Genomic DNA, 26,602 nt, shown 5'->3' with positions numbered 1-26,602 from the left:
TTGGGCGCGAGGCGGGAGTTGGCATTGTTGGCTAAGGGCGGCTGGTTGTTAGTTGGAGTTGGAGTCGGTGTGGGAGTCGGTGTGGGAGTCGGAGTTGGACTTGTAGTCGGTGTGGGAGTTGGACTTGTAGTCGGTGTGGGAGTTGGACTTGTAGTCGGTGTGGGAGTTGGACTTGTAGTCGGTGTGGGAGTTGTAGTTGGTGTGGGAGTTGTAGTTGGTGTGGGAGTTGTAGTTGGTGTGGGAGTTGTAGTTGGTGTGGGAGTTGGAGTTGGTGTCAGAGGTGTGGTGAATGTAGATGCGTTGTTGCCTGGAGTGGGGTCAGCGGTAGTTGAGGTACTTCTGGCGGTGTTGCTGACGCTGCCGGATGCAGGTGCGATGAAGCTGACTGTGTTGGTGACGGTGGCACCGCTAGCTAAGCTGGTAACTGGTGGGAAGCTGACAATACCTGTATTGGGATCGTAGACACCGCCGTTGACTCCTGTTGCGCCGCCAACGATGCTGTCAGTAATTGTGAGGTTTTCGGCTGTGCTTGGGCCGTTGTTGACTGTCAAAATTGTGTAAGTAACTACTTCACCCGGTGCTGCTGCCGCAGTCCCGCTTTTGGTGGTAACAACGTCGGCACTAGGTGTCAGAGGTGTGGTGAATGTAGATGCGTTGTTGCCCGGAGTGGGGTCAGCGGTAGTTGAGGTACTTCTGGCGGTGTTGGTGACGCTGCCGGATGCAGGTGCGATGAAGCTGACTGTGTTGGTGACGGTGGCACCGCTAGCTAAGCTGGTCACTGGTGGGAAGCTGACAATACCTGTAGCGGCATCGTAGACACCGCCGTTGACTCCTGTTGCGCCACCAACGATGCTGTCAGTAATTGTGATGTTTTCGGCTGTGCTTGGGCCGTTGTTGACTGTGGAAATTGTGTAAGTAACTATTTCACCCGGTGCTGCAGCTGCAGTCCCGGTTTTGGTGGTAACAACGTCGGCACTAGGTGTCAGAGGTGTGGTGAATGTAGATGCGTTGTTGCCTGGAGTGGGGTCAGCGGTAGTTGAGGTACTTCTGGCGGTGTTGGTGACGCTGCCGGATGCAGGTGCGATGAAGCGGACTGTGTTGTTGACGGTGACACCGCTGGCTAAGCTGGGAACGGGCGCGAAGGTGACAATGCCTGTAACCCGATCGTAGACGCCGCCGTCGGAGGGGATGACTCCTGTTAAGTCGGGAAGGATGCTGTCGGTAATGGTGACGTTTGCGGCTGTGCTGGGGCCGTTGTTGACTGTGGAAATTGTGTAAGTAACTATTTCACCCGGTGCAGCCGCCGCAGTCCCGGTTTTGGTGGTAACAACGTCGGCACTAGGTGTCAGAGGTGTGGTGAATGTAGCCAGCGGATCAGTGCCGTTGTTGTTCTCAGGAAAAGGATCTGGGGTAGCTGAGGTACTTCTGGCGGTGTTGCTGACGCTGCCGGATGCAGGTGCGATGAAGCGGACTGTGTTGTTGACGTTGAGACTGCTGGCTAAGCTGATAGCCTCGAAGGTGACAATACCTGTAGCCGGATCGTAGACACCGCCGTTGGAGGGGATGACTCCTGTTAAATTTGGAAGGATGCTGTCGGTAACGGTGACGTTTGTGGCTGTGCTTGGCCCGTTGTTGACTGTCGAAATTGTGTAAGTAACTGTTTCACCCGGTGCAGCAGCCGCAGTCCCGGTTTTGGTGGTAACAACGTCGGCAAGAGCAGCAACAATTGTAGTTGAGACTTGAGAGATGGGTTGGGAACTATTGTTGTTAGCTAGATTTGGGTCGAAAGTGCTGGATGTGCTATAGGCAGTGTTAGTTAAGGGAGCTGTGACTGTTGGGGAAACTGTGGCTGTGATGGTGCGGGTTTGGCTAGCACCGTTAGCCAGAGTCGGAATCGCCGGCCAGATGACCGTCCTCGTTTTGCTGTCTAAAGTACCGCCGTCAGATATGCTGACTGGTATTAAGCCGGCAGGCAGGGGATCTTGAATCAGGACACTTTCGGCGCTGTTTGGCCCGTTATTTGTGGAGGTAATCGTATAGGTAATGGTGCTATTGAGTGTGGCGAACAGCGGGCCTTTTTTAACAATGGAAACGTCGGCTTGGAGTGTAGGCGGATCTATACTTTGGACGACGACATTGTTAACTTCGTGAATGTTTGTGTTTCCCCCTGTCGAAGCAGCAAAGCCAAATTTAAAAGTACGTGGCACTGCTCCGTTTACGTCTGCCAAATTTGGTATATCGATCAGTGTTTCGCCCGCATCAAATGTGCCGTTGCTGTCCAAGTCTAAGGCAACTGTAAGACGGTTAGGTGTTGCTGAAGTCGTTGGGAACAATGTAATTTGAACTGTTCTTTTAGCCTCTGCACGAATGCTTGTATCTTTATTGTCTATCCCAATGGAAACGCCAGTCAGACTGTTAGTTAAAAGACTAGAACCTAAAAATTTATAATTTTCGGTTAGGATTGTGCTTGCCCTGCCTCTAAGTCCTACTGCATCAGGTAGCTGGTCAGTTTCATTGTTCGGGGGGATTCTGCCACCCTGTTTTCCAGCAATAGTGCTAGAATAATTGCCAAACTCGTCTAATCCGACACCTAAATAACCTCCTACAATACCGGGTGAATTTGAATTAGTATTTTGAGCATAGCCTAAAGAGCCGCCAAAGCCTCCCGCTTCTGTTGGCGTAGCTGTTCCGTCAATCAGGAAAAAACTAATCCCATCCGCACCAAGGGGGGTATTATCGTCTGGTAGTCGTTGTGGAAAAAGGACAGTACCTCTGTTATAGGCAAAGAAATCAAAGGTAACTCTCAGACCCTCAGTGGCAGATATGGGGTTGTTGTAGATGACAAAAGCTGATTGTCCAAAGGCGTTTGAGGTTAATCTCAAAGTACCGCTTCCGGGTGTATCGCCAGTTCCTAAAGCAGGAATAACGCCGCTGGTGTTGGGTGTACTACCTGCGGTTAAGCCTGGGTTAGCTGTAGTGGGGTTGCCAACTCCATATATCCAAGGCCCGATCGCTGTTGGATTTTTAAATTCTTCAGCCGCTAAGGTAGCCAGGACTGATGGATAGCCTTCTAGGACTTCTTTTTCAAAGGCTATTTCGGTATTTATTTGTCCTGTAGTAATTTCTAATTTCCAGTCGCCGCCTAATGCTGCACTCCCTGTTAGATTGTTGGAAGCTGCAACATTTGCTCCTGTTATTTGGCTGAGTTTTTGTATGAATTTTAGACCAGATTCCCCTGCGCCTGTGTTGCAACTTAACAGCAGAATACTACCTGTTTCGTTGAGAGCTTTACCCCACTGCTGCAATTGGCTGGAATAGGTTTCTATATTGTGAATATTGAGTTCTGCCCGGCCGATTTCTACTGATGCAGATGCGCCGTGAGCAACTATTTGAATGCTGTTGAGGCTGTGCCTTGATGCTGTTATTTCGGCAATTTGTTCGATTCCATCCCGGAATCTATCGAGCAGGATTACTTCTGTATCGCTTTTCACTCCCCTGAGCAACTCTTGGTAGTTTTCTACTTTTGAATCCACAATCGCTAGATTTTTTCGGCTAGCCGTCTCTGCTTTATGGCTAGCTTGTCTCAAGATTTTAGTTTCCATGTTGGTAGATTTCCGTGCTTGTGTAGATGACAAAATTGACAGATTTGGGATGGTTCTTATTGTTGGTTAATTTGGTTGCTAAATCTAAGCTACCCTTTTCATAGAGGATGATAAACTTTCAAGTATAAAGTTTTGAAAATCAAGCATCTAGGATACCCGCCACGTGATTCATCCGTCCAGAAATAAGAAAAAACGTGTATCCGAGAAACTTTACCCCCGAATTTATCTCGCGCAAGTCAATGCTTCAATTCTCAAATCTAAAATCGATCAATTATTATTATTTTTCATGAGATATAATAGTTGTCTGTATTTGTTATTTGTGATGTTAGTCAATCATTAGACAGGAATTACTGCGATCGCCCTTGGATGTCCTGATGCGACAGATCGCTGCCAATCATAACATGAATAAGGGGTCACAGCCTTCATATTAGCCAAAACCCTCTATTTTTGGGAAAAATGATATCAGGTCTAACGTTAGTTACATGGTAAATTACTTACGGATTTATCAGCACAAGGGGTCTGACCCCTCATGCCGCTTTTCTGAGTCGGGTGATATCGAGGCTGGCTCAGGATCGCGAATTAAATAACTTACAATTTTAATTGTTATTGTGGGATGGGCCTAAGAGCCCGTCCAAAAAGGACGGGCTCTTAGGCCCATCCCACTTTCAAGAGTGGAAGTTATTTAATTCTCATTCCTCAGACAGCTTGAACTGTAAATATACTGAAAATATTAATTTCCTAAAAATTGGCAGATTTTGACTTTGAGGTGCGATCGCTCTTGAAAGTTGAGAGTACGGCATTTCTAGAGATTTATACTTATACTACTTTGGGGTGCAGTAAACTCACAGCCATGTAATAATAGCAACTTAAAGCTACAAAATTTAACAAAAAAACCTTGACAAATTATATATGTTAATACCAGGATTGCGGTGACAAAAAAGAACGATCGCCCTTGAATTCAAAAAGTACGATCGTCCTTTACACTCTGTTTATATCTAAATCATCAAACTGCGTCGATCGCACCCTCTAACGCGGCTTGCTAAGCGTCAATATCGAGTTCGCGCACTAAAAAAGCCCATTCATCAGCCAATTCTTCAATCACTTTCGCAGTGGGTTTGCCGGCACCGTGTCCCGCTTTCGTTTCAATCCGAATTAACACGGGATTTTCTCCCGCGTGGGTTTCTTGCAAAGCAGAAGCAAACTTGAAACTGTGGGCCGGAACCACGCGATCGTCGTGATCGGCAGTTGTAATCATTGTCGCTGGATAAGCCGTTCCCGGTTTGAGATTGTGCAAGGGAGAATAGCCGTGAATTGTGGGAAATTCTTCGGGATTTTCCGGCGAACCGTATTCAGAAGTCCAAGCCCAACCAATGGTAAATTTGTGGAAGCGCAACATATCCAAAACGCCGACAGCCGGCAGCGCTGCACCGAACAATTCCGGCCGCTGAGTCATGCAAGCCCCTACTAATAAACCGCCATTACTACCGCCTGCGATCGCCAATTTTGCCGGTTTGGTGTACTTGTTTTCGATCAACCATTCAGCGCCAGCTATAAAGTCATCAAACACGTTTTGCTTGTTCAACTTTTTGCCTGCTTCGTGCCATGATTCGCCGTACTCGCCGCCTCCCCGCAAACAGGCGATCGCATAAACTCCACCCATCTCTAACCACACTATCCTGCTAACAGAAAAACTCGGAGTTAGCGAGATACCAAAACCACCGTATCCGTAAAGGTAGGTGGGGTTATTGCCATCCAACTGCAAGCCTTTTTTGTGGGTGATAAACATGGGTACTTGCGTACCGTCTTTGCTTGGGTAAAATACTTGTTTTGTCTCGTAATCTTCGGGATTAAAATCGACTTTTGGCTGCCGATAAATTGTACTTTCATCTGTCACCATATTGTAGTGATAGATGATGTTAGGTGCTGTGAAACTGGTGTAAGCATAAAAAGTGTCGGTGTCGTGCCGCTTGCCGCTGAATCCTCCCGCCGAACCGATTCCGGGCAAGGCAACTTCTCGCACGAAAGAGCCATCTAAGTTGAAAATTTTAATCTGGGTGTAGGCGTCTTTCAAGTAGGAAGCGACAAATTGATTGTTCAGGAGGCCTATGCCTTCGAGGGTTTCTGCTGCTTCGGGGATAATTTCTGTGAACCCCCCCTCTCTGGGCGACGGGGGAGTTTCATCACAAGCGAGGGATGAGGGAGGTGGGTTGTTGGTGTCGATCGCAATTACGCGGCCCAACGGTGCATTCAAGTTTGTTTGAAACCAGAAAATAGAGCCCTCATTGTCGATGAAACTGTACTCAGCCTCGAATTCGCTAATCAGTTCTACAACGGTTGATTCCGGTGCAGTTAAATCCTTGTAGAAAATCAAGTTTTTGGTTTCAGTTCCCTGCCAAACAGAGATAATCAAGTATTTGCCATCTTCGGTGACGCCGCCGCTAAATCCCCACTCTTTTTGGTCGGGTCGCTCGTAGATTAATACGTCTTCAGATTGCGGCGTGCCGATTTGGTGGTAAAACAGTTTTTGGTAATAGTTAACTTCTTCGTGCTTGCTTTTTTCGTTGGGTTCGTCGTAGCGACTATAAAAAAAGCCTTTGCCGTCGTGAGTCCAGGATGCTCCTGAGAATTTAATCCACTTTAAATGGTCTGATAAATCTTCGCCGGTTGCCACATCACGGACTTTCCATTCCTGCCAGTCGGAACCGGAATTTGACAAGCCGTAGGCCATGTATTTGCCGTCTTCGCTGATAGCTATTCCACCCAGAGCAACGGTTCCATCTTCTGAGAGAGTGTTGGGGTCAATTAATACTTTGGGTTCGCTGTCGAGGGATGTTAAAGTATAGAGTACAGATTGATTTTGCAGGCCGTCATTCTTGTAGTAGAAATAGCGCTCGCCTTCTTTGAAAGGTATGCCGTATTTCTCGTAATCCCAAAGTTGAGTTAGGCGCTGTTTGATTTTTTCCCGCGCCGGAATTTCGTTGAGGTAGGCAAAAGTGACTGCGTTTTGGGCTTCCACCCAAGCTTGGGTTTCCTCAGAGTCGGGATTTTCCAGCCATCTGTAGGGGTCGGATACTTTGACGCCGTGGTAGTCGTCTGTTTGGTCGATTTTGCGGGTTGTGGGGTAGCTTAAAGGTCGATCGAATTGGGTCATGATTTTTTACTACTCTCGGTAACTTTTTCCAGTTTACCCTTTCGCGGCAGTGACAGGGGAGAGTCGCTCAATTGGGGATTTGAGATTTTATCCTAAATCTTGGTTAAATAAGTCAACAACGGCTCAAAAAACAGAAGACCAAAACCCCGACTTCGCAGAACTTGTCGGCGTTATAATAAAGGATTATTGAAAAACCAATATCGTCAACTAATGAGATATATTAATCTTGTTTTAAGAGCAAAATAGCTATTTTAAATAATGACTAAATTCCTCCCGATCTATTTGCTAAAAACTACCTAAAATAATTGTTCTCGCATTTCGTATAAGTCAAAACCAGTAAATATCTCTGTGCTGAAGTCCGAGAAATTGAGGTCTGGTTTCAAGCGATTTCAACACACTTTTAAAATCGAAAATCGAAAATCGAAAATCGAAAATCGATTGACTCCCACTGCTTCGGAGGCTTTGTTAAGGAGCTTTAATTTTATGCTTCCCCAAGAGTCAGAAGGTTGGGGGAGGGGGGTTTATTTTCTATCGGAAGTTTGGCGAGTAGGATTGATAGCTATTCACCAGCTACCGAATGTTCCAGAAACGATGTGGTTGCGGATTTTAGGTAAGGGTAAAGTACAGCAAGGGGCGATCGCGGAATTAACAAGATTGCCTGTTGATAGTCCCTTACGAGCTGGTACGCTAGAATTATTGTACAACCTGCAAGCGAATCTGCAAGTAAATTTAGCAGCTAGTACCCCAGGAAATCAGGAAGATAAGGAGTTAGTTATGGCGCTCGTACCTCTGTTACAACAAAAAATAGATCAGGCCACACAACAAGGAAGAGAAGAAGGAAGAGAAGAAGGAAGAGAAGAAGCACAGCGGTTGATTTTGCAGAACTTTCTGCAAGTCAGATTTGGGGAGTTAGACGCTCAGACAATTGCCTTTTTTCCCTCTATCTCGGCTTTACCTGTTGGTGAATTCACGATTTTATTAGTGCAATTATCCACATTGCCAATCGCCCAAGCAGATAGACAACAAGTACAAACTTTAATCGCCGAAAATGTCTTGAGAAAGCGCTTTGGTCAATCAGAAGTAAACACCGTCAATCTCATCCCGAATTTGCTCGCATTGTCTGCCGAAAACTTATCGCTATTGCTGTCACAACTGCCGGATTTGTCAATAGAAGAATTAATTGCTCGAATAGAAAATTCTTCCGTTTGAGTAAAAAAAGAGCGATTAAGCTTGATGAAGTTCTTGTGGAAAGTAGGGGTTGGGCGTCCCGCCCGCCAGAAAACACAATTTAGATGCGGGACAACTTCTAACTAATCCAACTCCCTCCTTCCTTCCAAAGCGCGAGCCAATGTAACCTCATCGGCATATTCCAAATCTCCCCCCATCGGCAAACCAAAAGCTATGCGAGTCACTAGGGTAAAAGGTTTTAATAAGTGACCGATATAAAGAGTAGTAGTTTCGCCTTCCACGCTGGGACTAATAGCAATAATTACTTCCTTAACCTTTTGCTGGCTGACGCGCCGCACTAACGGTTGAATGTTCAATTGTTCCGGGCCAATTCCATCCATTGGCGAGATAACGCCGCCAACAACGTGATATTTACCCATGTATTCCCGCGTTTTTTCTAAAGCGATTACGTCGCGGGATTCTGACACTACACAAATGGTATGACTGTCGCGGTTGGTATTGCGGCAAATTTCGCAAACAGGGTCAGCAGATAAGTGAAAGCATACTTGACAGAAACCTACTTGCTGTTTGGCATCAATTAAAGATTTAGCTAGGGCTTGCACTTCTTCTTCCGGCCGCTTCAAAATATGTAAAGCGAGTCGCTGGGCTGTTTTTGGGCCGACTCCGGGCAAGCGCTGCAATTGTTCGATTAAACGAGCTAAAGGTCGAGTGTACATTAAAAATTGGCGGTAATTGGTAATATCATTTCTGGTTGATTCGCGACAATATAATTGGTGCGATGTAGGGGCGGGTTTTACCAACCATCTATGTTTAAAACTAAGTATATCATAAACCCGCCCCGCCCATACACTGAGGAATATTGACTAATTTACCCTCCACTAATTTTAGCTTTGTAGCCTAACTTTGTAATAATTTCTAGCAGCTTTTGCTTGTGTTCGCCTTGAATTTCGATTTCATTATCTTTGACTGTGCCGCCAGTACCGCATTGGGCTTTTAGCTGCTTGGCTAAAGTTGCTAATGTTTCGGGTTTTTCCTGAAAGCCACTGATGACTGTAACTGTTTTGCCGCCGCGTCCTTTTCGGGATGCTTCGATTTTGAGATTTTGTTGATTGGGGGGAACTTCGGCAACTCCCCGTTGGAGGGCGGCGGAGTTGTCAACGTTGCCAAATTCGGAGTAAACAATTCGTTTTCCTGATTGGTTATTTGTATTGGAGTTTTTGGGTTTTGATGTACTCATAGTAGTTGGGTACTTGGGAGTTATGCCTGGTAGCGGATGGGCCCGGCAGTCCGGCAGGGAATTCATTCCCTGCCTCATAGCTAAAGTCCTCGCTATGAGGACTGTAGAATGTGTTTGAGAATGGTTGATTTAGGTGAGTTTTCAGGGAATATAATCTCTGAGATTTGCTGTTGGTTGTACATAGATTGTACTTGGTATTAGCAGTCAGTTAAAACTGACTTTAGCTCTCTCGACAGGGAATTCATTCCCTGGCGGGCTATCAGGGCGATCGCACATTCCCCGGTTTCAATTGAATTATATCGTTTACCGTTGTTTCTGGAGGAGTGAACCGCTGAGGGCGTCCAGGAAGAGAAGAGGGAGATGGATAATTCTGTTGAAGCGCGGGTTTGAGATGGGTGGGGAATTTAATTTTAGTTGGTTAAGTGCGATCGGGCGCAAGCAAAGAACCCCGACTTCGCAGAAGTTGTCGGGGTTCTAATCAATTAGTTTCACCAGTAAGTGGGGATAAACCCGATACCTTCATAGAAACGTTGGCACTGATTGAAGTGTTTCTATATATCGAGGGAATAAAACCCGATTAGGAGCAAATAATGCCAGACCACTCTTGATGTCCTCGACCTGGTTGACACTGAAATTGCCGTCCGACCCAAATAATTCCCCAGTTATTTTGGTTGCGTTTTAATTCAACGCGGTGTCGTACTGCACGGGCTGAATCGTCAGCTAGACCTATTCGGGTGTATAAAATTACAGATGTTCCTTCTCGGGAATATGTAATTGAAATCTCTTCATAAATTCTTCCTTCTTCATCTTCCAACCCCCTAAACAATTGTGCCGCTACGGCTTTTGGATTTGTCGCTGTAATGCCTTCAGAAGAGATGAATTCTTGTACGTTAACTACCTGAAAATTAAAACGTGGATTGTTGGCTGCATTTAGTTTAGCCCAAGTTTTATCGCCGACTATGCCGTCGGGGACCAGTTGTTGGGACTTTTGGAAATTGACGACAGCTTGCTTAGTTTTTGGCCCCAAAATACCATCAATGATACCTGGATCAAAATTTAAATTTTTCAAAGCTTCTTGTAGCTTGGTGACTTCGGGGCCTCGTGAGCCTTGTTGAAGCAGAATAGAAATAGAGTTCATGATTTGTCCTTGCTTAGTTGTATGTTGTATTTCATGTTTGAGATAAACAGGCACTTAACTTCACTACTGAATATATTCACTGCTGAATATACCCATTCCGTATAAACACGTATTTTATTCAAATACTCAATTTTGGAGATGATCGAAAACGACCGAATCGACCTTTCAGCGATTTGCACAGCCGATCGCCCACAGCCCCATAGACTAGATATAATAAAATCTGTCCCATTATCCCCACAAAGTTCGTGACAGTCACCCCCCTGCATCTCACCACCGACACCAGCGCCCAACGCCCAGACTCCCTCGGCAGATTCGGCAAATTCGGCGGCAAATACGTCCCCGAAACCCTGATGCCCGCTTTATTTGAACTAGAAGCCGCTTTCCACAAATACCGCAGCGAACCGGAATTTCAACAGCAACTCCAACAATTGCTCAAAGATTATGTCGGCCGCCCCAGCCCTTTGTATTTCGCCGAACGCCTCACAGAGCATTATGCTAAAGCAGACGGAACTGGCCCGCAAATTTACCTCAAACGTGAAGACTTAAACCACACCGGTGCTCACAAAATCAACAACGCTTTAGCTCAAGCATTGCTCGCAAAACGTATGGGCAAAAAGCGCGTAATTGCTGAAACTGGTGCCGGTCAACACGGCGTTGCTACCGCCACAGTTTGCGCTCGTTTCGGTATAGAATGCATTGTCTACATGGGCGTTCATGACATGGAAAGACAGGCTTTAAATGTGTTTAGAATGCGCTTGATGGGAGCCGAAGTGCGGCCGGTGGCTGCTGGTACGGGAACGCTGAAAGATGCGACTTCAGAAGCGATTCGCGACTGGGTGACAAATGTCGAAACAACTCATTACATTCTCGGTTCCGTAGCCGGCCCCCATCCTTACCCGATGATGGTACGCGATTTCCATGCGGTAATCGGTGAAGAAACGCGGGCTCAGTGTCAGGAAAAGTGGGGTGGTTTGCCAGATATTTTATTAGCTTGCGTCGGCGGCGGTTCTAATGCAATGGGTCTTTTCCACGAGTTTGTCGGGGAAGAAACTGTTAGATTGATTGGTATTGAAGCCGCAGGCGAAGGTGTGGAAACTGATAAACACGCTGCTACTTTGACTAAGGGAAGTGTGGGAGTTCTCCACGGGGCGATGAGTTATTTGCTGCAAGATAATGAAGGTCAAGTAATCGAGCCACATTCGATTAGTGCGGGTTTGGATTATCCGGGCGTGGGGCCGGAACACAGTTATTTGAAGGATGCTGGTAGGGCTGAATATTACAGTGTTACTGATGCAGAAGCGCTGGAAGCATTTCAGCGGCTTTCGCAGTTGGAGGGGATTATTCCGGCTTTGGAAACTTCTCACGCGATCGCCTATTTGGAGACTTTGTGCCCGCAGTTAACAGGCAATCCGCGCATTGTGCTTAACTGTTCCGGACGCGGCGATAAAGATGTGAACACTGTAGCGAAGGTTCTGAATATCTAGGTTAGCGGAATGTGGGGCGATCGCTCTGTAGGAATTGGTAACAATTAATTGGTGTTAACTTAAGACTAAAATCCTTTGTATCTCTCGTTTGTATCGAAGTCTAGATCCCCCCTAGCCCCCCTTAATAAGGGGGGGACTGGAAGCGCTCTTTCATCCCCATTATTAAGGGGGAGTAGGGGGTATGCGAGGGGGAGCGAGAGGCTCATCCTCAGACGGTATACTCATACTACTTTTGGCATTAAGTTGACACTAATGGTAACAATTAACTTTATTTCTCGTGTGATTTCATGTCCAAAGGTTTGATTTCGATTTGCTTGGGATTGTTGACAATCCTGCCTAAGTGTGACACCTCCATTCCTACGCGATCGCTGCCACAAACTCCCATGAATACTAATGTTGCTTCGAGTGCTATTACTGACTTAGAAAAAGCGGTTAACCAACAGATAAATCAATACCGAGCATCTAAAAAGTTGCCGCCGCTGAGTATCGATCCCCAAATTAGTCAGATAGCAAGAATTCACAGCGAAAATATGGCTAACGGTAAAGTCAGTTTCAGCCACGATGGATTTGAAGGGCGGGCAAAAGCAGTTACTATTCCTTATAGAAGTGTAGCTGAAAATCTTGCTTACAATTTCGGCTACAGCGACCCGGTACGCAATGCTGTTGAGGGTTGGATTAAAAGTGACGGCCACCGTAAGAATATGGAGGGTCAGTTTAATGTGACCGGTATTGGGGTTGCGAAAAATGCCAAAGGGGAGTATTATTTTACTCAGCTTTTTGTTCGCAGTCGATAATTTGAAGGAAGAAGGAAGAAGGAAGAAGGAAGAAGGAAGAAGGAAGAGGGAAGAGAGAAGAGGGCAGTCAAAAGTCAAAAGTCAACAGTCAACAGTTAACAGTCAACAGTCAACATTCAAAAATTACTAATAATGGAATTTGCAGATTTTCAAGTGTGCGATGGTGATATTCCCGATTCTCTCTTATCTTACTATTTGACTGCGCCGGCGATCGCCGTTGATACGGAAACAATGGGTTTGCTACCGTGGCGCGATCGCTTGTGTTTGGTGCAGTTGTGCAATCCCGAAGGTAAAGTTGCAGTGGTGCGGATTGCCAAAGGCCAGACAGCAGCCCCGAATTTAAAGAAGTTAATGGAAGCCGAAAATATTGAGAAAGTATTTCATTTTGCGCGCTTTGATATGGCAACAATGCGTTACAATTTAAGTATTGACATTGCACCAGTTTTCTGCACCAAGCTAGCTAGTAAACTTGCTAGAACTTATACCAACAGACACGGATTGAAAGAATTAATTCTAGAACTCGAAAAGGTAGAACTAAATAAAACATCTCAAAGTTCCGACTGGGGAAATGCGACTAATCTTTCTGACGATCAACTAAATTATGCTGCTAATGATGTTCGCTATTTGCTGAGCGCTAAACAAAAGTTGACTGCTATGTTGCAGCGAGAAGAACGCTGGGAAATTGCACAGCAATGTTTTCAGTGTTTGCCAGTTTTTGTGAGTTTGGATTTATTGCAGTACAACAATGTTTTCGAGCACGGCTAATACCATTTTAGATTTTAGATTTTAGATTTTAGATTGGGAATGAATGATGACTACCAGGGTTTAGATCACGGGCATACAGTTGCATTCTTTTTTTGAAATTGTATAATATTGTGTCATATTATGTCCGATCGATTGACCATAATATCCCGGCCGGGCGGGTTTTTGAGATTGTCAATTATTGGCAGATATTATTGGTGAACCCGCCCCTACCTGATTTCGGGCGAAGCGAAGCGGAGGGAATCGACCGGACTAGATATCACCTCGCACAACTGCCATCAAATTGTTTTGTAATGAAGACTTGAGTTATCATAAAACTCGCTTGGACTTGAGTCCTCACTACAAACGTAATTATTATTATTTGACCAGACTTGATGTGATATCAAATCCGGTAGCATCAGAATTATTCCTCTCTGTATTCTCTCCCTCTGCGTTCTCTGCGCCCTCTGCGGTTAAATCATTCCGATAAAACCGGAAACGATATGAGTAAAAAAAAAATCAAAACAGTGATCTATTGCTGATTATGGCTAATCGGGATTATGTTCGTGCAGCAAAGCTTCAATTTGGTCGTCAACATTTCTAATCACCTGTTCCAAAGCGGGCAACCCCTCTAAAGGCACAGGAGAAAGCCGAGTTCGATCGCGAATTTGATTCACTTTCCGCTGCAATTCTTCGGCCAGCCGCAGCGCGTCCCGACTCAAAGTAGACAACTGCTGCTGCTGGTAAAACCTCAAAGCTGCCCCCCGCAAAACTTGCAAGGTGGCTTCTTCCTTGCCACCCACCGTCATTACCCGCAAGCGCAACAGCAAATGAGTGTTTTGGTATATGCGCTCAACTTCGACTTGTTTGGCTTGTTCCACCGGGCCAACAGGCATATCCGTCAGCCGTTTCAACTCGTCAATTACCTCTTGGAAAAGCACGATATCGATACCTTCGAGCATCGATTTCAAAACACCATCTTGACTCCAAAGAATGCGACCTTGGGACTGGTGCCGCTCAAAAAACAGGCGGCCGATACCCTCTCGCAGCACTCTACCGAGCAATTCTTGCAGCAGTTGGGGCGCGGGCAAAGTTGCCACAACTTCGACGGGGCTTGACAAGTGCAAGGCCTCGACATTCAAAACCGATAGCTGTGTCGGTGTCGGGGGAACCTCAGCGCTAGCAGGTTTAAACCGCTCAGGAGCGGGCCTTGAGGGTTGTGGCACAGACAGCAGCGTTGCTGCATTGGGGCCTGAAGTTGCTGATGGGGGATTTTTGGGTTTTGGGGCTGCGGCGGTTTCTGTCTGGCTGGGTTCTCGGAGCTGGTTGCCGTGCAGCAAGTAAGCTGAGAGCATCGAGCGCTGAGTTTCCGAGGCAATTGGCTCTGTTGTGACTGAGCAATTCATGTAAGCTAAAATCCGCTGCACGTAGTCCAAGGCGGAGTCATCTTGAGCATCGACTACGCCCAATTTAAATAGATTACCTTCTAGAGATAAAGGCAAAACTTGATAATAAAGGCAAGCTTCAAAGGGGACAACTGTGTCGATTAGGTGAAATATTCGATCGGAGTCCATTGTAGCTGCCGAGTGTGTTGAAGATGTATGTACCATTAGCTGCTTTGTAGTTGGAAGCGCGATCGAGCGCGACGCACCAACCTGATGCGATAAAATTAAACGCTGCAACTTCCCTGACGGAGGAATTGGCCTAACAACCGGAAGCTTTTATTAAAGAAACATCCTTAGTCCCAGAATTTTCTCCCTGCTGTATTGCAGCCTCAAATTCTACCCAAAGATTGAGAACTAGATGATGACTAGCGCAGTCTAGACCCACTATCATCGATCGCCCGAGATTGATGCCCGTGGCTGGCAACAATAGAATTATGTCTTTAATGCACAAGTATTAGAGATGCACCACAACCGATGATTTACGGGCAACCGCTGAATTTAGGATTGGTTAAAAAATCCTCAAAAGTCGATCGTGCTGCTAGTATCTTACCTCAGAGAGTGGGCTGCGATCGTCTCGGAGCGCGATCGTCATTCGATTTTAGATTTTAGATTTTAGATTTTGGATTGACTTGCGCGAGATTAATTCGGGGGCTTGAGGAGTTGAGATTTTCGATTTTGGATTGATTCCACGGATAAATCACGTAGCGGCTACGATCGAGAAACTCGCTTGTCACGGCAGCGCTACAAGAGCCCGATTAATCTAACCTGAATTGATACAAGGGGCATCGCGCGGTTTTCCACGGGGAAACTCGCAGTAATCTGTGGCTGTGCGGGAATTGATTTGTAGCGCGGATTCTGAAAAATGCTACCGCCAATTAACAATTAGCAATTGCCCGCCACCCATTACCAATCTACTCGTTGCGGAGCGATTGAGCTGCTAAATAGAGTTTGCTCCACTCGCCGATGACTTGATTGGTTTTCAGCTTTAATTCAGATGCGATCGTCTCTACACTTTTCCCAGCTTTCAGCGATTCTACCAACTGCCGCTGCACCGGCGTGAGGTCTTGTAAATATTGCTGCCACTGGGCGGGAGTCAAGCCCAAACTGTGTTCTTGGAGCGAAGTTTCCAGCCAGTTGGCGACTAATTCCGGTGCTTGTTTGACCGCAAAAACCCGAATCGCGTGGTAACTGACTTTTTCTCGCAAGCGGTAAATTTGCTTGATCGGAACCTTCAACTCCTCGGCAATTGCCTCTTGGGAACGACCTTGCAGGTAAAGCTGCAGCCACCGAGAAGCCAGCGGATCGACTTCAGCAGCCAAGTAATTCTCAAATTCTTGTTGGACAATCTGCCGCTGAGTTTGCTGCTCTTCCCAAGCTTGATTTTCTCGATACTCGGACATCGCCTGTTCGTCTAGCAGACTAAGCGGTTCGTCTGTATCGTCGGGTAGAACCTGTTCCGACACCAGCCGCACCCAGTCTCCCGCAGGCACTTGCGTCAACCCGCCCCGCTGAGCACGCCGCAGGTAGTTGACAAAACGGTACACCAGCAGCGGCTGGTTGCGGATCGGCCGCAAGCAGTATTCTTCTGTGCTCGCTAGCAGCAAAGCATTTCGCAGCCGTCTGTCTGAGGTGCATTCGGCAATCCAGGCGACTTGCTGCTGCAGGTAGCGATCGGAATTGAGCATTTCCTGAATCACTTCTTGCAGTACCTCCACCGCACTCCGCTGTCTGTCGCGACTCAGGGAAACCCACGCTTGGATTTTTTGCCGGAGCACAACCAAACCGCCCAGCCGCCCGATCAAGTTGCGGTAAGCTTTTTCTGGTGGTACTCCCAGATACCGAGAAATCAAAATTCGATATAAAAAGTCGATCGCCCCAGAGGCGACAGACAATTGAGTTGGGCTAAGAGTGTCAAATCTTTCGGGCTTGTCTCCCAACAGCCAGCGGACAACACTCTCGCGGGTGCTAGAACTCTCCTCTGGGCAATCTTGTTCAAGTCGTGACTTCCAATCTTGTGCCAGTCTTTCCGCCAAGGTCATCAGAAATATGGGTTAGAAACCCCGTCCTTTTAGGACGGCTTTACATTGAGTTAAAACTTTTGTGGGGTGGAGGGGTATGGTTGCCCCTCCGGCGAGGTATGGTTGCCTCAATCTCCTTTCGGAGTAAAGTTAGCTTCGCCAATGTTTTAAGAGCTTGTTAGGCTGAAAGCACTGTCCCAGTGACCTTAGAACTGTTTAACCTTCAGCGACAGAGCAAGGAACTAGCTACGCATTCCAGGGTGTCGTGACTCAAAAAACGTAGTCAGTTAAGACTTAGGCTGGTCAGAACGGCTTGTCAGATTTCTCTTTCAAGCCTCATGCCTTCAGGCTGAGGTTCCTGACGAGCTGTTGAGCTATTTGTCTTTCACCCCCGATTTTACGTGGTATGCTGATCATTTGATTCTTTTTTGGATCTAATAGGACTTGCGCGTCGGTAAAATAATTCTGTCATTGGGTTATCGCCAGCGGTAACTTTTGTAATGATTAAACGGGCAGATTAATTGCCTATTGACAAAAACACCTAACACTGTTATATGCCTAACTTTTTATTAGAACTCGGTACAGAAGAATTGCCCGCATCTTTTGTCTCAGGCAGCGTCCAGCAGTGGCAGCGACTTGTACCTGCAACGCTGGCAGAAGAATCCTTGACAAATGACTCAATTAATGTATACGCTACTCCGAGGCGTTTGGCTGTTCTCGTGAAAGGGCTGCCTGTTCAGCAATTAGATAGAGAAGAAGAGGTAAAAGGGCCGCCGGCAAGTTCGGCTTTTAAAGATGGCAAACCGACGAAAGCAGCCGAAGGTTTTGCGAAAAAGCAGGGCGTAGAAATTGATGCTTTGGAAGTTCGCGCTACCGATAAAGGCGATTTTGTGTTTGTGCTCAAAAAGATTCCGGGGCGGATGAGTGCGGATATTTTGACAGAACTTGTGCCGCAGTGGATTAACAAGTTAGAAGGCAAAAGATTTATGCGGTGGGCTGACGGAGATTTGAAGTTTCCGCGCCCAATTCGATCGATCGTGGCACTGTTAGATGATACTGTACTGCCAATTACATTGGTGAGCGGTTCGGATACGGTCAAGAGCGATCGAATTTCCCAAGGACACCGGGTGTTATACACCCCCCCTACACCCCCCCTTGGCAAGGGGGGGACATCGCTTCCTACACCCCCCCTTGGCAAGGGGGGGACGGGGGGGGTTTCGATTCCCCAAGCCGAGGATTATGTCGAGTGTCTGCGGGCTGCTTGCGTTGAGGTCGATCGAACCCAGCGCAAAAATCAAATTAAAGCACAAGTAGAAGCCGCAGCAACAAAACAAGGCGGTTACGCCGACATTACCGAAGATTTGTTAGAAGAAGTCACCGACTTAGTAGAATGGCCGAACGCAGTTGTCGGCAAATTTGACGAGGAATTTTTGATATTGCCGCCGGAAGTAATCACCACAATTATTGTTACAAACCAGCGGTATTTTCCCATCCTCAAAAGCCCAGATTATCCAGAACTTCTGCCCTATTTCATTACAATTTCCAACGGAGATCCCGCTAAAGCCGCGATTATTGCCGCCGGTAACGAGCGAGTAGTGCGGGCAAGATTGGCAGACGGTCAGTTTTTCTACAAAGCAGACTTGGCAAAGCCTCTAGAGGATTATTTGCCCAAGTTGGAAAAAGTTACTTTCCAGGAAGATTTAGGGACTGTGCGCGCCAAGGTCGATCGGCTGTGCAAGATTGCCAGTTTAATTGTCAATCAACTGCAAATCCCAGAGGAAGAGCAAGGTGATATAGCCAGAGCAGCCTTACTTTGCAAAGCCGACCTCGTAACCCAAATGGTTTACGAACTTCCCGAAATGCAAGGAATCATGGGGCAGAAATACGCCTTAGCAAGTGGCGAATCGGAAGAAGTAGCCACAGCGATTTTTGAACATTATTTGCCCAGAGGCGCGGGCGACAATTTGCCGCAAACTCTGACAGGTCAAATTGTCGGAATAGCCGACAAATTAGATACATTAGTCAGCATCTTCGGTTTGGGAATGTTGCCGACTGGTTCATCCGATCCCTTCGCTTTGCGCCGCGCAGCCAATGCAATAACTAACATTATTTGGGCGGCTCAGTTGCCACTCAACTTGCACAAGTTGCTCGCAGAAGTTGTCGCAGAATTTACCGCAGCGCGCCCCGAAACACCAGCCGAGTTGCTAGATCAGTTATACGAGTTTTTCTTGCAAAGAATTCGGACTTTGTTGCAAGAAGAAAAGAATGTAGATTACGATTTGGTAAATGCAGTTTTGGGAGAAAACGACCCAGAATATACGGAACGAGCATTGAGAGATTTGTTGGACGCACTGGAAAGAGCACTTTTCCTACAACAAATCCGCAATAACCAGACTTTGGATCTAATTTATGAAACCGTCAATCGTTCAACTCGTTTGGCGGCTCAAGGTGATTTGGATAAAGTTGAATTGGAACCGAAAACGGCGGTGAAACCGGAGTTATTTCAAAAGTCGTCCGAACAAGCTTTTTACGATGCAGTGGTGCAGTTAGTGCCGCAAACTCTGCTATCCAAACAAACTCGGAATTACCAGCAGTTAGTAGATAGTTTGACGGAAATTGCTCCGACTGTAAGCAACTTTTTCGACGGGCCAGAAAGCGTTTTGGTGATGGATTCTGACCCGGAAATTAAGCGCAATCGGTTGAATTTACTGGGTTTGCTGCGGAATCACGCGCGGGTGTTGGCTGACTTTGGGGCGATAGTAAAAAGTTAGAATTTACAATATTTGAGTCCGCCGGGGGTTGAAAACCTCCGCTTCAGTCCGCCGGGGGTTGAAACCCCCGTCTCAAAGCGAAAGTCCTCTTAAGAGGACTGAAACCCACACAGATTAGACTTTTCAGTCAGTTTTAACTCCTATGTTGCACCATTCTCAAATAGCCTTTTGTGAACAGGCTTTCCGGCCTGTTCCACAAGAAAATTTATCTTTTGTGGAACAGGCCGGAAAGCCTGTTGCTGACAATGGTGCAACATCTCAGTTTTAACTGACTTTTAACTGGTTTCCAGGCTCTGCCTGGGAACCCATATCCAGAGGCTCTGCCTCGCTCTGGAAAAGGGAAGATATGAACAATGAATGAGAAACAACAGATTCGTAAATGGGCGCAAATGTCAAACGCCAGTTTCTGGCTAGCGCCACTCGTTGTTACCATATACTATCTAGTAAATAAAGAAAACCCTCTGAGCAAGGAGATATATTTATTTGGAATGGTGGCGCTTACTGCGGCCGGATCATCATATCAGATTCGCTGTTTATCCAGAGAGATTGTCCGGTTAGAATAAAAAATTGAACAACTTGAAAGACGCACTCCTTGAAAAACTCAAAAAAAGGTCGATCGAAATCACAAAAGAGGACACAGCAGTGCCGTTTCCCTACGAATTAGGACACGGCAGTGCGGTTTCCCTACAAATAAATATCGCGTTCGATCGCTCTCTTAAAAAATAAGCAAAATGGCCAATAGTCAATAACCAATTCAAGGTTAAGATATAAACTTATAAAACCAGGGAATTTCGCTCCATCACACACACAACTTATGCCGATAGCTCATATCATTGGACTAGGAAAATCAGGAATTGCCGCCGCCAGACTGCTAAAACGCGAAGGATGGGAAGTAACGCTGAGCGATCGCTCATCTTCCCCAAGCTTGCTCGAACAGCAGCAGGAATTCGCTAACGAAGGAATTAATGTTGAGTTAGGTAAATCCTTTGAACCAGTCGAATCTATAGAATTAATAGTAGTAAGTCCGGGCGTTCCCTGGGACAGTCCAGCATTAGTGCGCGCCAGAGAGTTAGGGATTGAAACAATCGGAGAAATGGCTCTCGCGTGGCGTTACCTCAAATCTCCTTGGGTGGGAATTACTGGCACTAACGGCAAAACTACTACTACTGCTTTAATTGCTGCTATTTTTGCAGAGGCCGGGCTTTACGCTCCCGCTTGTGGCAATATTGGTTATGCTGCGTGCGAATTAGCTTTAGCCGAAAAACCGCCGGATTGGGTAATCGCAGAAATCAGCAGCTATCAGATAGAATCCTCGCCGTTTGTAGCGCCGCGCATCGGAGTTTTGACGACTTTGACGCCGGATCACCTCAGCCGCCACAAAACTTTAGAAAATTACTACAACATTAAAGCGCATTTGCTGAAAAAGTCGGAATTGCAAGTAATCAACGGCGACGATCCTTGTTTGCGGCAACAAGGAGTTGACATTTGGCCGGATGCGTGTTGGACGAGTGTCAAAGGTAAAAAAGATTTGTTGGGAAATACAGATTTTGGAGCCTATATTCAAGATGGTTGGGTAATAGCTCAAAGCGAGAAAATTCTGCCTGCTGAGTCTTTGCGGATGGTGGGAGAACACAATTTGCAGAATTTGTTAATGGCGGTGGCGGCGGCTAATTTGGCGGGGATAGATAAAAGTGCGATCGCCCAAGCCATTGCCAAATTCCCCGGAGTTTCGCACCGCCTCGAACACATCTGCACTTGGGAAGGCATAGATTTCATCAACGACAGCAAAGCTACTAATTATGACGCCGCCCAAGTCGGGTTGGCTTCTGTAAGCGCACCGGCGATTTTAATTGCGGGCGGCGATGCCAAAGAAGGGGACGATCGCGCGTGGATTGATACAATCAAGGCGAAAGCTGCTGGGGTGTTGCTAATTGGGGATGCGGCAGGAATTTTTGCCGATCGGCTCGAACAAGCAAATTACAACGCTTGGGAAATAGTCGAAACAATGGAACGAGCAATCCCGCGAGCAGCAGAATTAGGCAAACAAAATCATGCTAAAGTAGTGCTGCTTTCCCCAGCCTGTGCTAGCTTTGATCAATACCAAAACTTCGAGCAACGGGGCGATCATTTCCGCCAATTATGCCTCGAATCCCTGATTTAACCGACACCAATCCCGTAGGGGCGGGTTCACCAACAATTTAGGCCTAAAACCAATAATCTCGTAAACCCGCCCCCACCCAACTCTCAATCACAATCTACCGCTTTCAAGATACAAGATGCGGGTTCACCAACATCTTTAATTGGCTAACCATAATCTTCATAAACCCCCCGTCCATACTGTCTTCCAAATATCCTTAATTCTAGCCTGCTCTTCCCATTCTAGCTCCTGAAAAACTATCATTATCTCCTCATGAGTATAATCAATAATGATTGCCGCCAAATGAGCAGCGGTTTCCGCATCCAGCATGGCTGTTTTTAACTTTGCCATTGCCTCTTTATCCATTACCACTAAACTTTGAATATTGACCTCACTTTCATTTTAATTGTGTCTGCAAATGTCTTTTAATTTGGTCGGAAAATCAGCACTCTGAGCAGCACTTATTGTATCAGAATGCGACGACGATATTTTAAATTGGCTACAAAGCTGAGAGCGCAATTTTTCATCAATCTCCAGAATATTACCTTGGGAAGCGACGTTTTTTTGCAACAAAATTGCGATTTCCCTTTCCAGTTGGCGATTTCCTTGCTGAAAGAAGTCTTGAGAGTTAGAACGAAACAAACCGCTATTGACTTGCTGAATTTGGCTCGGTGTCAGCGATTGAGCCGAGACTGCCGCCGGAAATCCCAAAGATGCTGCTAGCCACCAGCTAGAAATTATCTGTTTGAGAATGCTGTTCATTACTGTCAGGAGGATTTTGTACCTCAGTTGGTTTCTCGTTTTCTGACTCGCTTGCTAATTCATCTTCTCGTTCAAGTTTTTCTTGCCACTCGACAAGCTGCTGAAAAAGTTTCGGGTTAATTTCAAATACGGGTTTGTTGGTTTCTGACATATTGACTCCTGAAGGTGATTGAAAGACTTGGATTTAACTGGTTCCCAGGCTCTGCCAGGGAACCGCTGTCGAGAGGCTCTGCCTCGCTTTTTCAGCAGGAAAATTGGAGTCTGAGCCTCCGGATCTGCGTTTCCAGGCAGAGCCTGGAAACGAGTAGAAAAACAATTATGTCGATCGGAAGTTACGCTCCAACCTTCAGCAGCGACATAATTATGCCTGTTAATGAACCACCAAGCAAAGCTAAAGTAGCTAAGGTACTAATGCCAAATCCTGCCGCTCTTTTTTCGGCAGCTTGATAGTAACCCCAAGCAAACAAAATGCGTCCAATTATCCAAACTGCGCCGATACCGGCGCCCCAAATTGGGCTGATAAATTGCGAAAACAGCCACAGCGAGGGCAAAAATAGAATCATTTGCTCTAAGGTATTTTGCTGAACTCGCACCACTCGCTCAAAGTCTGGGTTTCCTGTCATCTGCGGGGGAGAAACTTTATATTTGAATCTAGCTCTGCCGACGTTGATGGTAACAACGAAGTAGAGAATTAATGCTGAAACAGTAATTAGACTAGGCCAAAGTGTGGCGTTTGCTTCTGCGAGCATGATTCGGTATTATTGGGGTGGACTATATATAGCAATCCTCGCATCGTTTGTGTAATTATTGTAGGGGGCAAACCCCCCGTGGTTGCCCCATGAGGCCGAGGTAAGCAAAGAAAGGCATTACCCCTACATCTTTTTACGACTCCTGCAAGGATTGGTATATCTTGATTATAAATCAATTATTGCCGATCGCGTTATTCATCGCCCTCCCGTCATTCAAGGCAGGGGATTTGATGCAACTGCTGGGTATTAGTGGCGCGACAATTGCTTTCGGATTCTGGGACATCCTCGAAAACTTGCTGGCTGGGATTTTGATTCTTTTGCTCGCACCTGCATAGGGATACCAGCCCCCGACTCTTGTCGTGAGTAGCCCAAATTTTAGACTTTTGTTCAACCTCCCAGATTCCTCAGTGTAGTCAATCTAAAATCTAAAATCTGTGGAGTAAATTTAAAATCTAAAATCTAAAATCTAAAATCTAAAATCGTGTGACGGATACAAGCCCCGACTTAAGGAGATTATTTTGCTCAACAATATTCGAGACAGTCTTAAATATTTCACTAGGAGCAGGATTCCTCGAGAGCATCTAAAGCAAATACGAGTTGACTTGTTGGAAGAATCAACCCTAAATATTAACTATCTTGTCTTAATTCTCGGTTCCTGTATAATTGCCACCTTTGGACTGCTTTCCAACAGTGCAGCCGTCATTATCGGTGCTATGATCATTGCGCCTCTGATGTTGCCAATCCGAGGGTTAGCATTTGGAGCGGTAGAAGGTAACGTTATCATCTTCCGCAAAGGTTTAGTTGCATTAGCAGTCGGGACGGTGCTAGCAATTTTTTTAGCTTGTTTTCTGGGCGCTTTGGTACAAATTCCCGACTTTGGAAGCGAAGTTTTAGCTCGTTCTAAACCTACATTACTAGACTTGGGAATTGCGATCGCCGCTGGGGGAATCAGTGGCTATGCAAAAGTTCAGCCCAAAGTTTCTGCTACTCTGGCGGGAACGGCGATCGCCGTGGCTCTGATGCCACCAATTTGTGTTATAGGTTTAGGCTTATCTCAAGCTAATTGGTCGCTCAGCCTGGGAGCAAGCCTCCTGTATCTTACTAATTTGCTGGGAATTACTCTCTCCTGTATGCTAACCTTTTTGATGGCCGGCTACACCCCCCTGCATCGCGCCCGTAAAGCCATCTTTTGGGCGCTAGCATTGACGGCTATACTTGTAATTCCTCTGGGCGTGAGTTTTGCGGAATTGATCGAGCAAGCGCAACTTGAAGCTAGTCTGAAGCGGGCGTTGCTTAACCGAACTATTACTTTTCAACGGGTGGAACTGATTGCAACTGATACTAACTGGTTGACGAAACCGCCGGAAGTGCGTCTGATTGTTCGCAGCAGCGAAGCTTTGACACCCAAACAGGTTCAGCTTTTAGAAGCATTTGTCGAAAAAGAAATGGGTCAACCATTTACCTTAATTTTTCAAGTGAGTCAAGTTGAAGAAGTGCGGCGCTCGACGCTGAATAAGTCCCGCTCAAAACCGAATCCTTAACTATTTTATTCCTAATTATATGACCCCAGAAACTCTAATTAACGAAGCGACTATCGAAGGCAATCTGAAGAAATTTCTTTTAGTGCTATTAGTTTCCTTAAGTGTGGCGATACTGCCGCAACTATGGGGCTGGTTGCGCCAAATTCCCTACACGCTGCTTTTAGTAATTGTCGGGTTGGGCTTGGCTTTTATAGATGTGCGATTGGTGTCGCTCTCGCCCGAACTGATTCTGTTGATTTTTTTGCCGCCTCTGTTGTTTGAAGCTGCTTGGAATCTGGAATGGTCTAAACTCAAGCGGGATTTAGTGCCGATCGCTCTTTATGCGGTTTTGGGTGTTGTTATTTCCGTTGCGGGCGTGGCTTTTGCTCTCAACCAAATAGCGGGAGTTTCTTTAGCGATCGCCCTGTTGGTAGGAGCTAGTATATCTGCTACAGATCCTGTTTCAGTTATTGCATTGTTCCGCGAACTGGGAGTTGAAAAACGCCTAGCTTTGCTGGTGGAGGGAGAGAGTTTATTTAATGATGGCATCGCTGTTGTTGCCTTTAGTTTTTTGGTGGGATTCTCTTTAGGGACGGATGACGTTGGCATCCCATTTCTTGTGGGGCGTTTCTTAGCTTTTGTGGGAATTGGGATTGCTGTCGGGAGTGCGATCGGTTTTGGTATCTCCTATCTCACCCAACGGTTTGATTTACCTTTGGTGGAGCAATCGTTAACCTTAGTTTCCGCCTACGGCACTTATATAATTGTTGAGGAACTGGGTGGTTCTGGGGTGATTGGTGTGGTGGTGATGGGCTTGATATTTGGAAATTTCGGCTCTCGTATCGGTATGCAGCCCAGTACCAGACTTGCGGTGACACAATTTTGGGATTTTGTGGCGTTTTTTGTAAATTCGATCATGTTCTTGCTGATTGGCGATCGAATTAGTTTTGCTGGTTTGGGAGCGAATTTAGGAGTCATTGGCATAACTGTGGTGGCGATGTTTGTGACACGCGCCATCGCTATTTTTGGTTTAGGATGGTTGAGCAATAGGTTGGCAAAATCAGAAATTTCATTAGCCGATAGAACTGTGATTTGGTGGGGAGGATTGCGGGGTTCTGTGTCGATTGCTTTAGCTTTGAGCGTGCCGGAGGTTTTCCCCGAACGGCAAAAAATTATTGCGATCGTGTTTGGTGTAGTTTTATTTACGCTGCTAGTACAAGGTTTAACCACCAAGGCGCTGCTGGAAAAACTGGGGTTGTTGAACAACCAGGAGTTGCGCCAGGAGTATCTGGAGGCGATCGCCCAACGTGTTGCTCTCAATCGGGTTCTCAAGCATCTATCTGAAGTATCGGGCGATCGTAAAATCGAGCCTGAGTTTTCCAATCATCTCGTGAGTCAGCTTCAAGAAAAATTAAACTTGCTGCAAGCAAGAATCAATCAAATGTACGATCGATCTCCTGAACTGCGACAGATGACTATCGACAAACTCGAAGGGGATTTGGAGGCAATAGAGGCTGATACTTATGCTGAATTTGTGCGATCGGGTCAATTGAAGGAGCTGCCTGTTTCTGTGTTGCAGCAATGTTTTAAAGAGCGGAATGAGACAATTGTTTCTTAAAGCGAATTCGGTTGCAGGATAAACAGAAATAAGTTGTAAGCTGAAGTGCATTTAAATTGTTGTATAGTCAAATTTAAGAAAAGTCTTGTGGGTGGGCCATAAAGCCTGCCCACAAATACAATTTAGATGCCCAACAGCTTAGGAATGAGAATTAAATAACTTCCACAAGTTTGTGTGTGGGATGGGCGTCCCGCCCGGCCAAAAAGGACGGGCGGGACGCCCCTCCCACAATAACAATTAAAATTGT

General features: G+C 46.2%; 22 protein-coding genes. 11 read left to right on the top strand and 11 right to left on the bottom strand.

Annotation, left to right across the window (positions count from 1 at the left end; genetic code table 11):
* Positions 1–3,602: DUF4347 domain-containing protein (locus QUB20_RS22345; RefSeq protein WP_333291661.1), on the bottom strand; the 3,602-nt coding region annotated here is incomplete at its 3' end.
* 1,039 nt (positions 3,603–4,641) lie between these two features.
* On the bottom strand, positions 4,642–6,753 hold the full coding sequence (locus tag QUB20_RS22340; RefSeq protein WP_333248088.1) for a prolyl oligopeptidase family serine peptidase: 2,112 nt from the start codon (positions 6,751–6,753) through the stop codon (positions 4,642–4,644).
* Between the two features lie 483 nt (positions 6,754–7,236).
* On the opposite strand from QUB20_RS22340, the gene QUB20_RS22335 reads away from it, so the two are divergent.
* Positions 7,237–7,962, top strand: a complete 726-nt coding sequence (locus QUB20_RS22335) for a hypothetical protein (protein ID WP_333248086.1) — start codon at positions 7,237–7,239, stop codon at positions 7,960–7,962.
* Positions 7,963–8,063: 101 nt separating this feature from the next.
* Here QUB20_RS22335 and recR read toward each other — a convergent pair whose 3' ends face one another.
* The 3 genes from recR to QUB20_RS22320 form a co-directional block, all read right to left on the bottom strand.
* Positions 8,064–8,657 carry a recombination mediator RecR gene (recR, locus tag QUB20_RS22330; RefSeq protein ID WP_190744271.1) on the bottom strand — a complete coding sequence of 198 codons (594 nt, stop codon included), beginning with the start codon at positions 8,655–8,657 and terminating at the stop codon, positions 8,064–8,066.
* Between the two features lie 152 nt (positions 8,658–8,809).
* Positions 8,810–9,178, bottom strand: coding sequence for a translation initiation factor (locus tag QUB20_RS22325; RefSeq protein WP_333241063.1), 369 nt, complete (start codon positions 9,176–9,178; stop codon positions 8,810–8,812).
* 577 nt (positions 9,179–9,755) lie between these two features.
* Complete coding sequence (locus tag QUB20_RS22320) at positions 9,756–10,370, bottom strand: peptidoglycan-binding domain-containing protein (RefSeq protein ID WP_333248084.1); 615 nt, start codon at positions 10,368–10,370, stop codon at positions 9,756–9,758.
* Between the two features lie 191 nt (positions 10,371–10,561).
* Here QUB20_RS22320 and trpB point away from each other — a divergent pair, with 191 nt between their 5' ends.
* The 3 genes from trpB (at position 10,562) to QUB20_RS22305 (ending at position 13,359) form a co-directional block, all read left to right on the top strand.
* The gene (trpB, locus tag QUB20_RS22315; RefSeq protein WP_333248083.1) at positions 10,562–11,800 is read left to right on the top strand and encodes a tryptophan synthase subunit beta; all 1,239 of its coding nucleotides are present in this window, start codon (positions 10,562–10,564) and stop codon (positions 11,798–11,800) included.
* Positions 11,801–12,087: 287 nt separating this feature from the next.
* Positions 12,088–12,594, top strand: coding sequence for a CAP domain-containing protein (locus QUB20_RS22310; protein WP_333248081.1), 507 nt, complete (start codon positions 12,088–12,090; stop codon positions 12,592–12,594).
* A 132-nt stretch (positions 12,595–12,726) separates the two neighbouring features.
* Positions 12,727–13,359: a ribonuclease D gene (locus QUB20_RS22305; protein WP_333248079.1), complete on the top strand. Its 633-nt coding sequence runs from the start codon at positions 12,727–12,729 to the stop codon at positions 13,357–13,359.
* Positions 13,360–13,883: 524 nt separating this feature from the next.
* On the opposite strand, the gene QUB20_RS22300 is transcribed toward QUB20_RS22305, so the two are convergent.
* Together QUB20_RS22300 and QUB20_RS22295 are read right to left on the bottom strand one after the other, a co-directional pair.
* Entirely contained in the window at positions 13,884–14,945 is a 1,062-nt protein-coding gene (locus QUB20_RS22300) for a hypothetical protein (RefSeq protein ID WP_333241056.1), read from the bottom strand.
* A gap of 746 nt (positions 14,946–15,691) precedes the next feature.
* On the bottom strand, positions 15,692–16,819 hold the full coding sequence (locus tag QUB20_RS22295) for a HetZ-related protein 2 (protein WP_333248077.1): 1,128 nt from the start codon (positions 16,817–16,819) through the stop codon (positions 15,692–15,694).
* 533 nt (positions 16,820–17,352) lie between these two features.
* Here QUB20_RS22295 and glyS point away from each other — a divergent pair.
* The 4 genes from glyS (at position 17,353) to murD (ending at position 21,730) form a co-directional block, all read left to right on the top strand.
* Positions 17,353–19,569, top strand: coding sequence for a glycine--tRNA ligase subunit beta (gene glyS, locus QUB20_RS22290; RefSeq protein ID WP_333248075.1), 2,217 nt, complete (start codon positions 17,353–17,355; stop codon positions 19,567–19,569).
* A 142-nt stretch (positions 19,570–19,711) separates the two neighbouring features.
* Positions 19,712–19,837, top strand: a complete 126-nt coding sequence (locus QUB20_RS22285; protein ID WP_333291659.1) for a hypothetical protein — start codon at positions 19,712–19,714, stop codon at positions 19,835–19,837.
* A gap of 299 nt (positions 19,838–20,136) precedes the next feature.
* A complete protein-coding gene (locus QUB20_RS22280; RefSeq protein ID WP_333248073.1) occupies positions 20,137–20,295 on the top strand; it encodes a hypothetical protein in 159 nt (52 codons plus the stop codon).
* An 88-nt stretch (positions 20,296–20,383) separates the two neighbouring features.
* The gene (gene murD / locus QUB20_RS22275) at positions 20,384–21,730 is read left to right on the top strand and encodes a UDP-N-acetylmuramoyl-L-alanine--D-glutamate ligase (protein WP_333248071.1); all 1,347 of its coding nucleotides are present in this window, start codon (positions 20,384–20,386) and stop codon (positions 21,728–21,730) included.
* 156 nt (positions 21,731–21,886) lie between these two features.
* Here murD and QUB20_RS22270 read toward each other — a convergent pair whose 3' ends face one another.
* The 4 genes from QUB20_RS22270 to QUB20_RS22255 all read right to left on the bottom strand — a co-directional run bounded on the left by QUB20_RS22270 (position 21,887) and on the right by QUB20_RS22255 (position 23,217).
* Positions 21,887–22,057 carry a hypothetical protein gene (locus QUB20_RS22270; RefSeq protein ID WP_333248069.1) on the bottom strand — a complete coding sequence of 57 codons (171 nt, stop codon included), beginning with the start codon at positions 22,055–22,057 and terminating at the stop codon, positions 21,887–21,889.
* 51 nt (positions 22,058–22,108) lie between these two features.
* A complete protein-coding gene (locus QUB20_RS22265; protein ID WP_333241046.1) occupies positions 22,109–22,468 on the bottom strand; it encodes a hypothetical protein in 360 nt (119 codons plus the stop codon).
* The gene (locus QUB20_RS22260; protein WP_333248066.1) at positions 22,437–22,619 is read right to left on the bottom strand and encodes a hypothetical protein; all 183 of its coding nucleotides are present in this window, start codon (positions 22,617–22,619) and stop codon (positions 22,437–22,439) included. The genes QUB20_RS22265 and QUB20_RS22260 overlap by 32 nt, the downstream gene beginning before the upstream one ends.
* A 181-nt stretch (positions 22,620–22,800) precedes the next feature.
* The gene (locus QUB20_RS22255) at positions 22,801–23,217 is read right to left on the bottom strand and encodes an MAPEG family protein (RefSeq protein WP_333154606.1); all 417 of its coding nucleotides are present in this window, start codon (positions 23,215–23,217) and stop codon (positions 22,801–22,803) included.
* Between the two features lie 161 nt (positions 23,218–23,378).
* Here QUB20_RS22255 and QUB20_RS22250 point away from each other — a divergent pair, with 161 nt between their 5' ends.
* The 3 genes from QUB20_RS22250 to QUB20_RS22240 all read left to right on the top strand — a co-directional run bounded on the left by QUB20_RS22250 (position 23,379) and on the right by QUB20_RS22240 (position 26,355).
* Positions 23,379–23,552 (top strand): hypothetical protein, encoded by a 174-nt coding sequence (locus QUB20_RS22250; RefSeq protein ID WP_333248064.1) that lies wholly within the window; start codon positions 23,379–23,381, stop codon positions 23,550–23,552.
* A 267-nt stretch (positions 23,553–23,819) separates the two neighbouring features.
* Positions 23,820–24,758 (top strand): DUF389 domain-containing protein, encoded by a 939-nt coding sequence (locus tag QUB20_RS22245; RefSeq protein WP_333291657.1) that lies wholly within the window; start codon positions 23,820–23,822, stop codon positions 24,756–24,758.
* A 19-nt stretch (positions 24,759–24,777) separates the two neighbouring features.
* On the top strand, positions 24,778–26,355 hold the full coding sequence (locus QUB20_RS22240; protein WP_333248060.1) for a sodium:proton antiporter: 1,578 nt from the start codon (positions 24,778–24,780) through the stop codon (positions 26,353–26,355).
* Positions 26,356–26,602: the final 247 nt, after the last annotated feature.

The organism is Microcoleus sp. B4-C2 (genome assembly GCF_036705265.1).
Classification (GTDB): domain Bacteria; phylum Cyanobacteriota; class Cyanobacteriia; order Cyanobacteriales; family Microcoleaceae; genus Microcoleus.
This window is presented reverse-complemented; position numbering and strand designations above follow the sequence as displayed.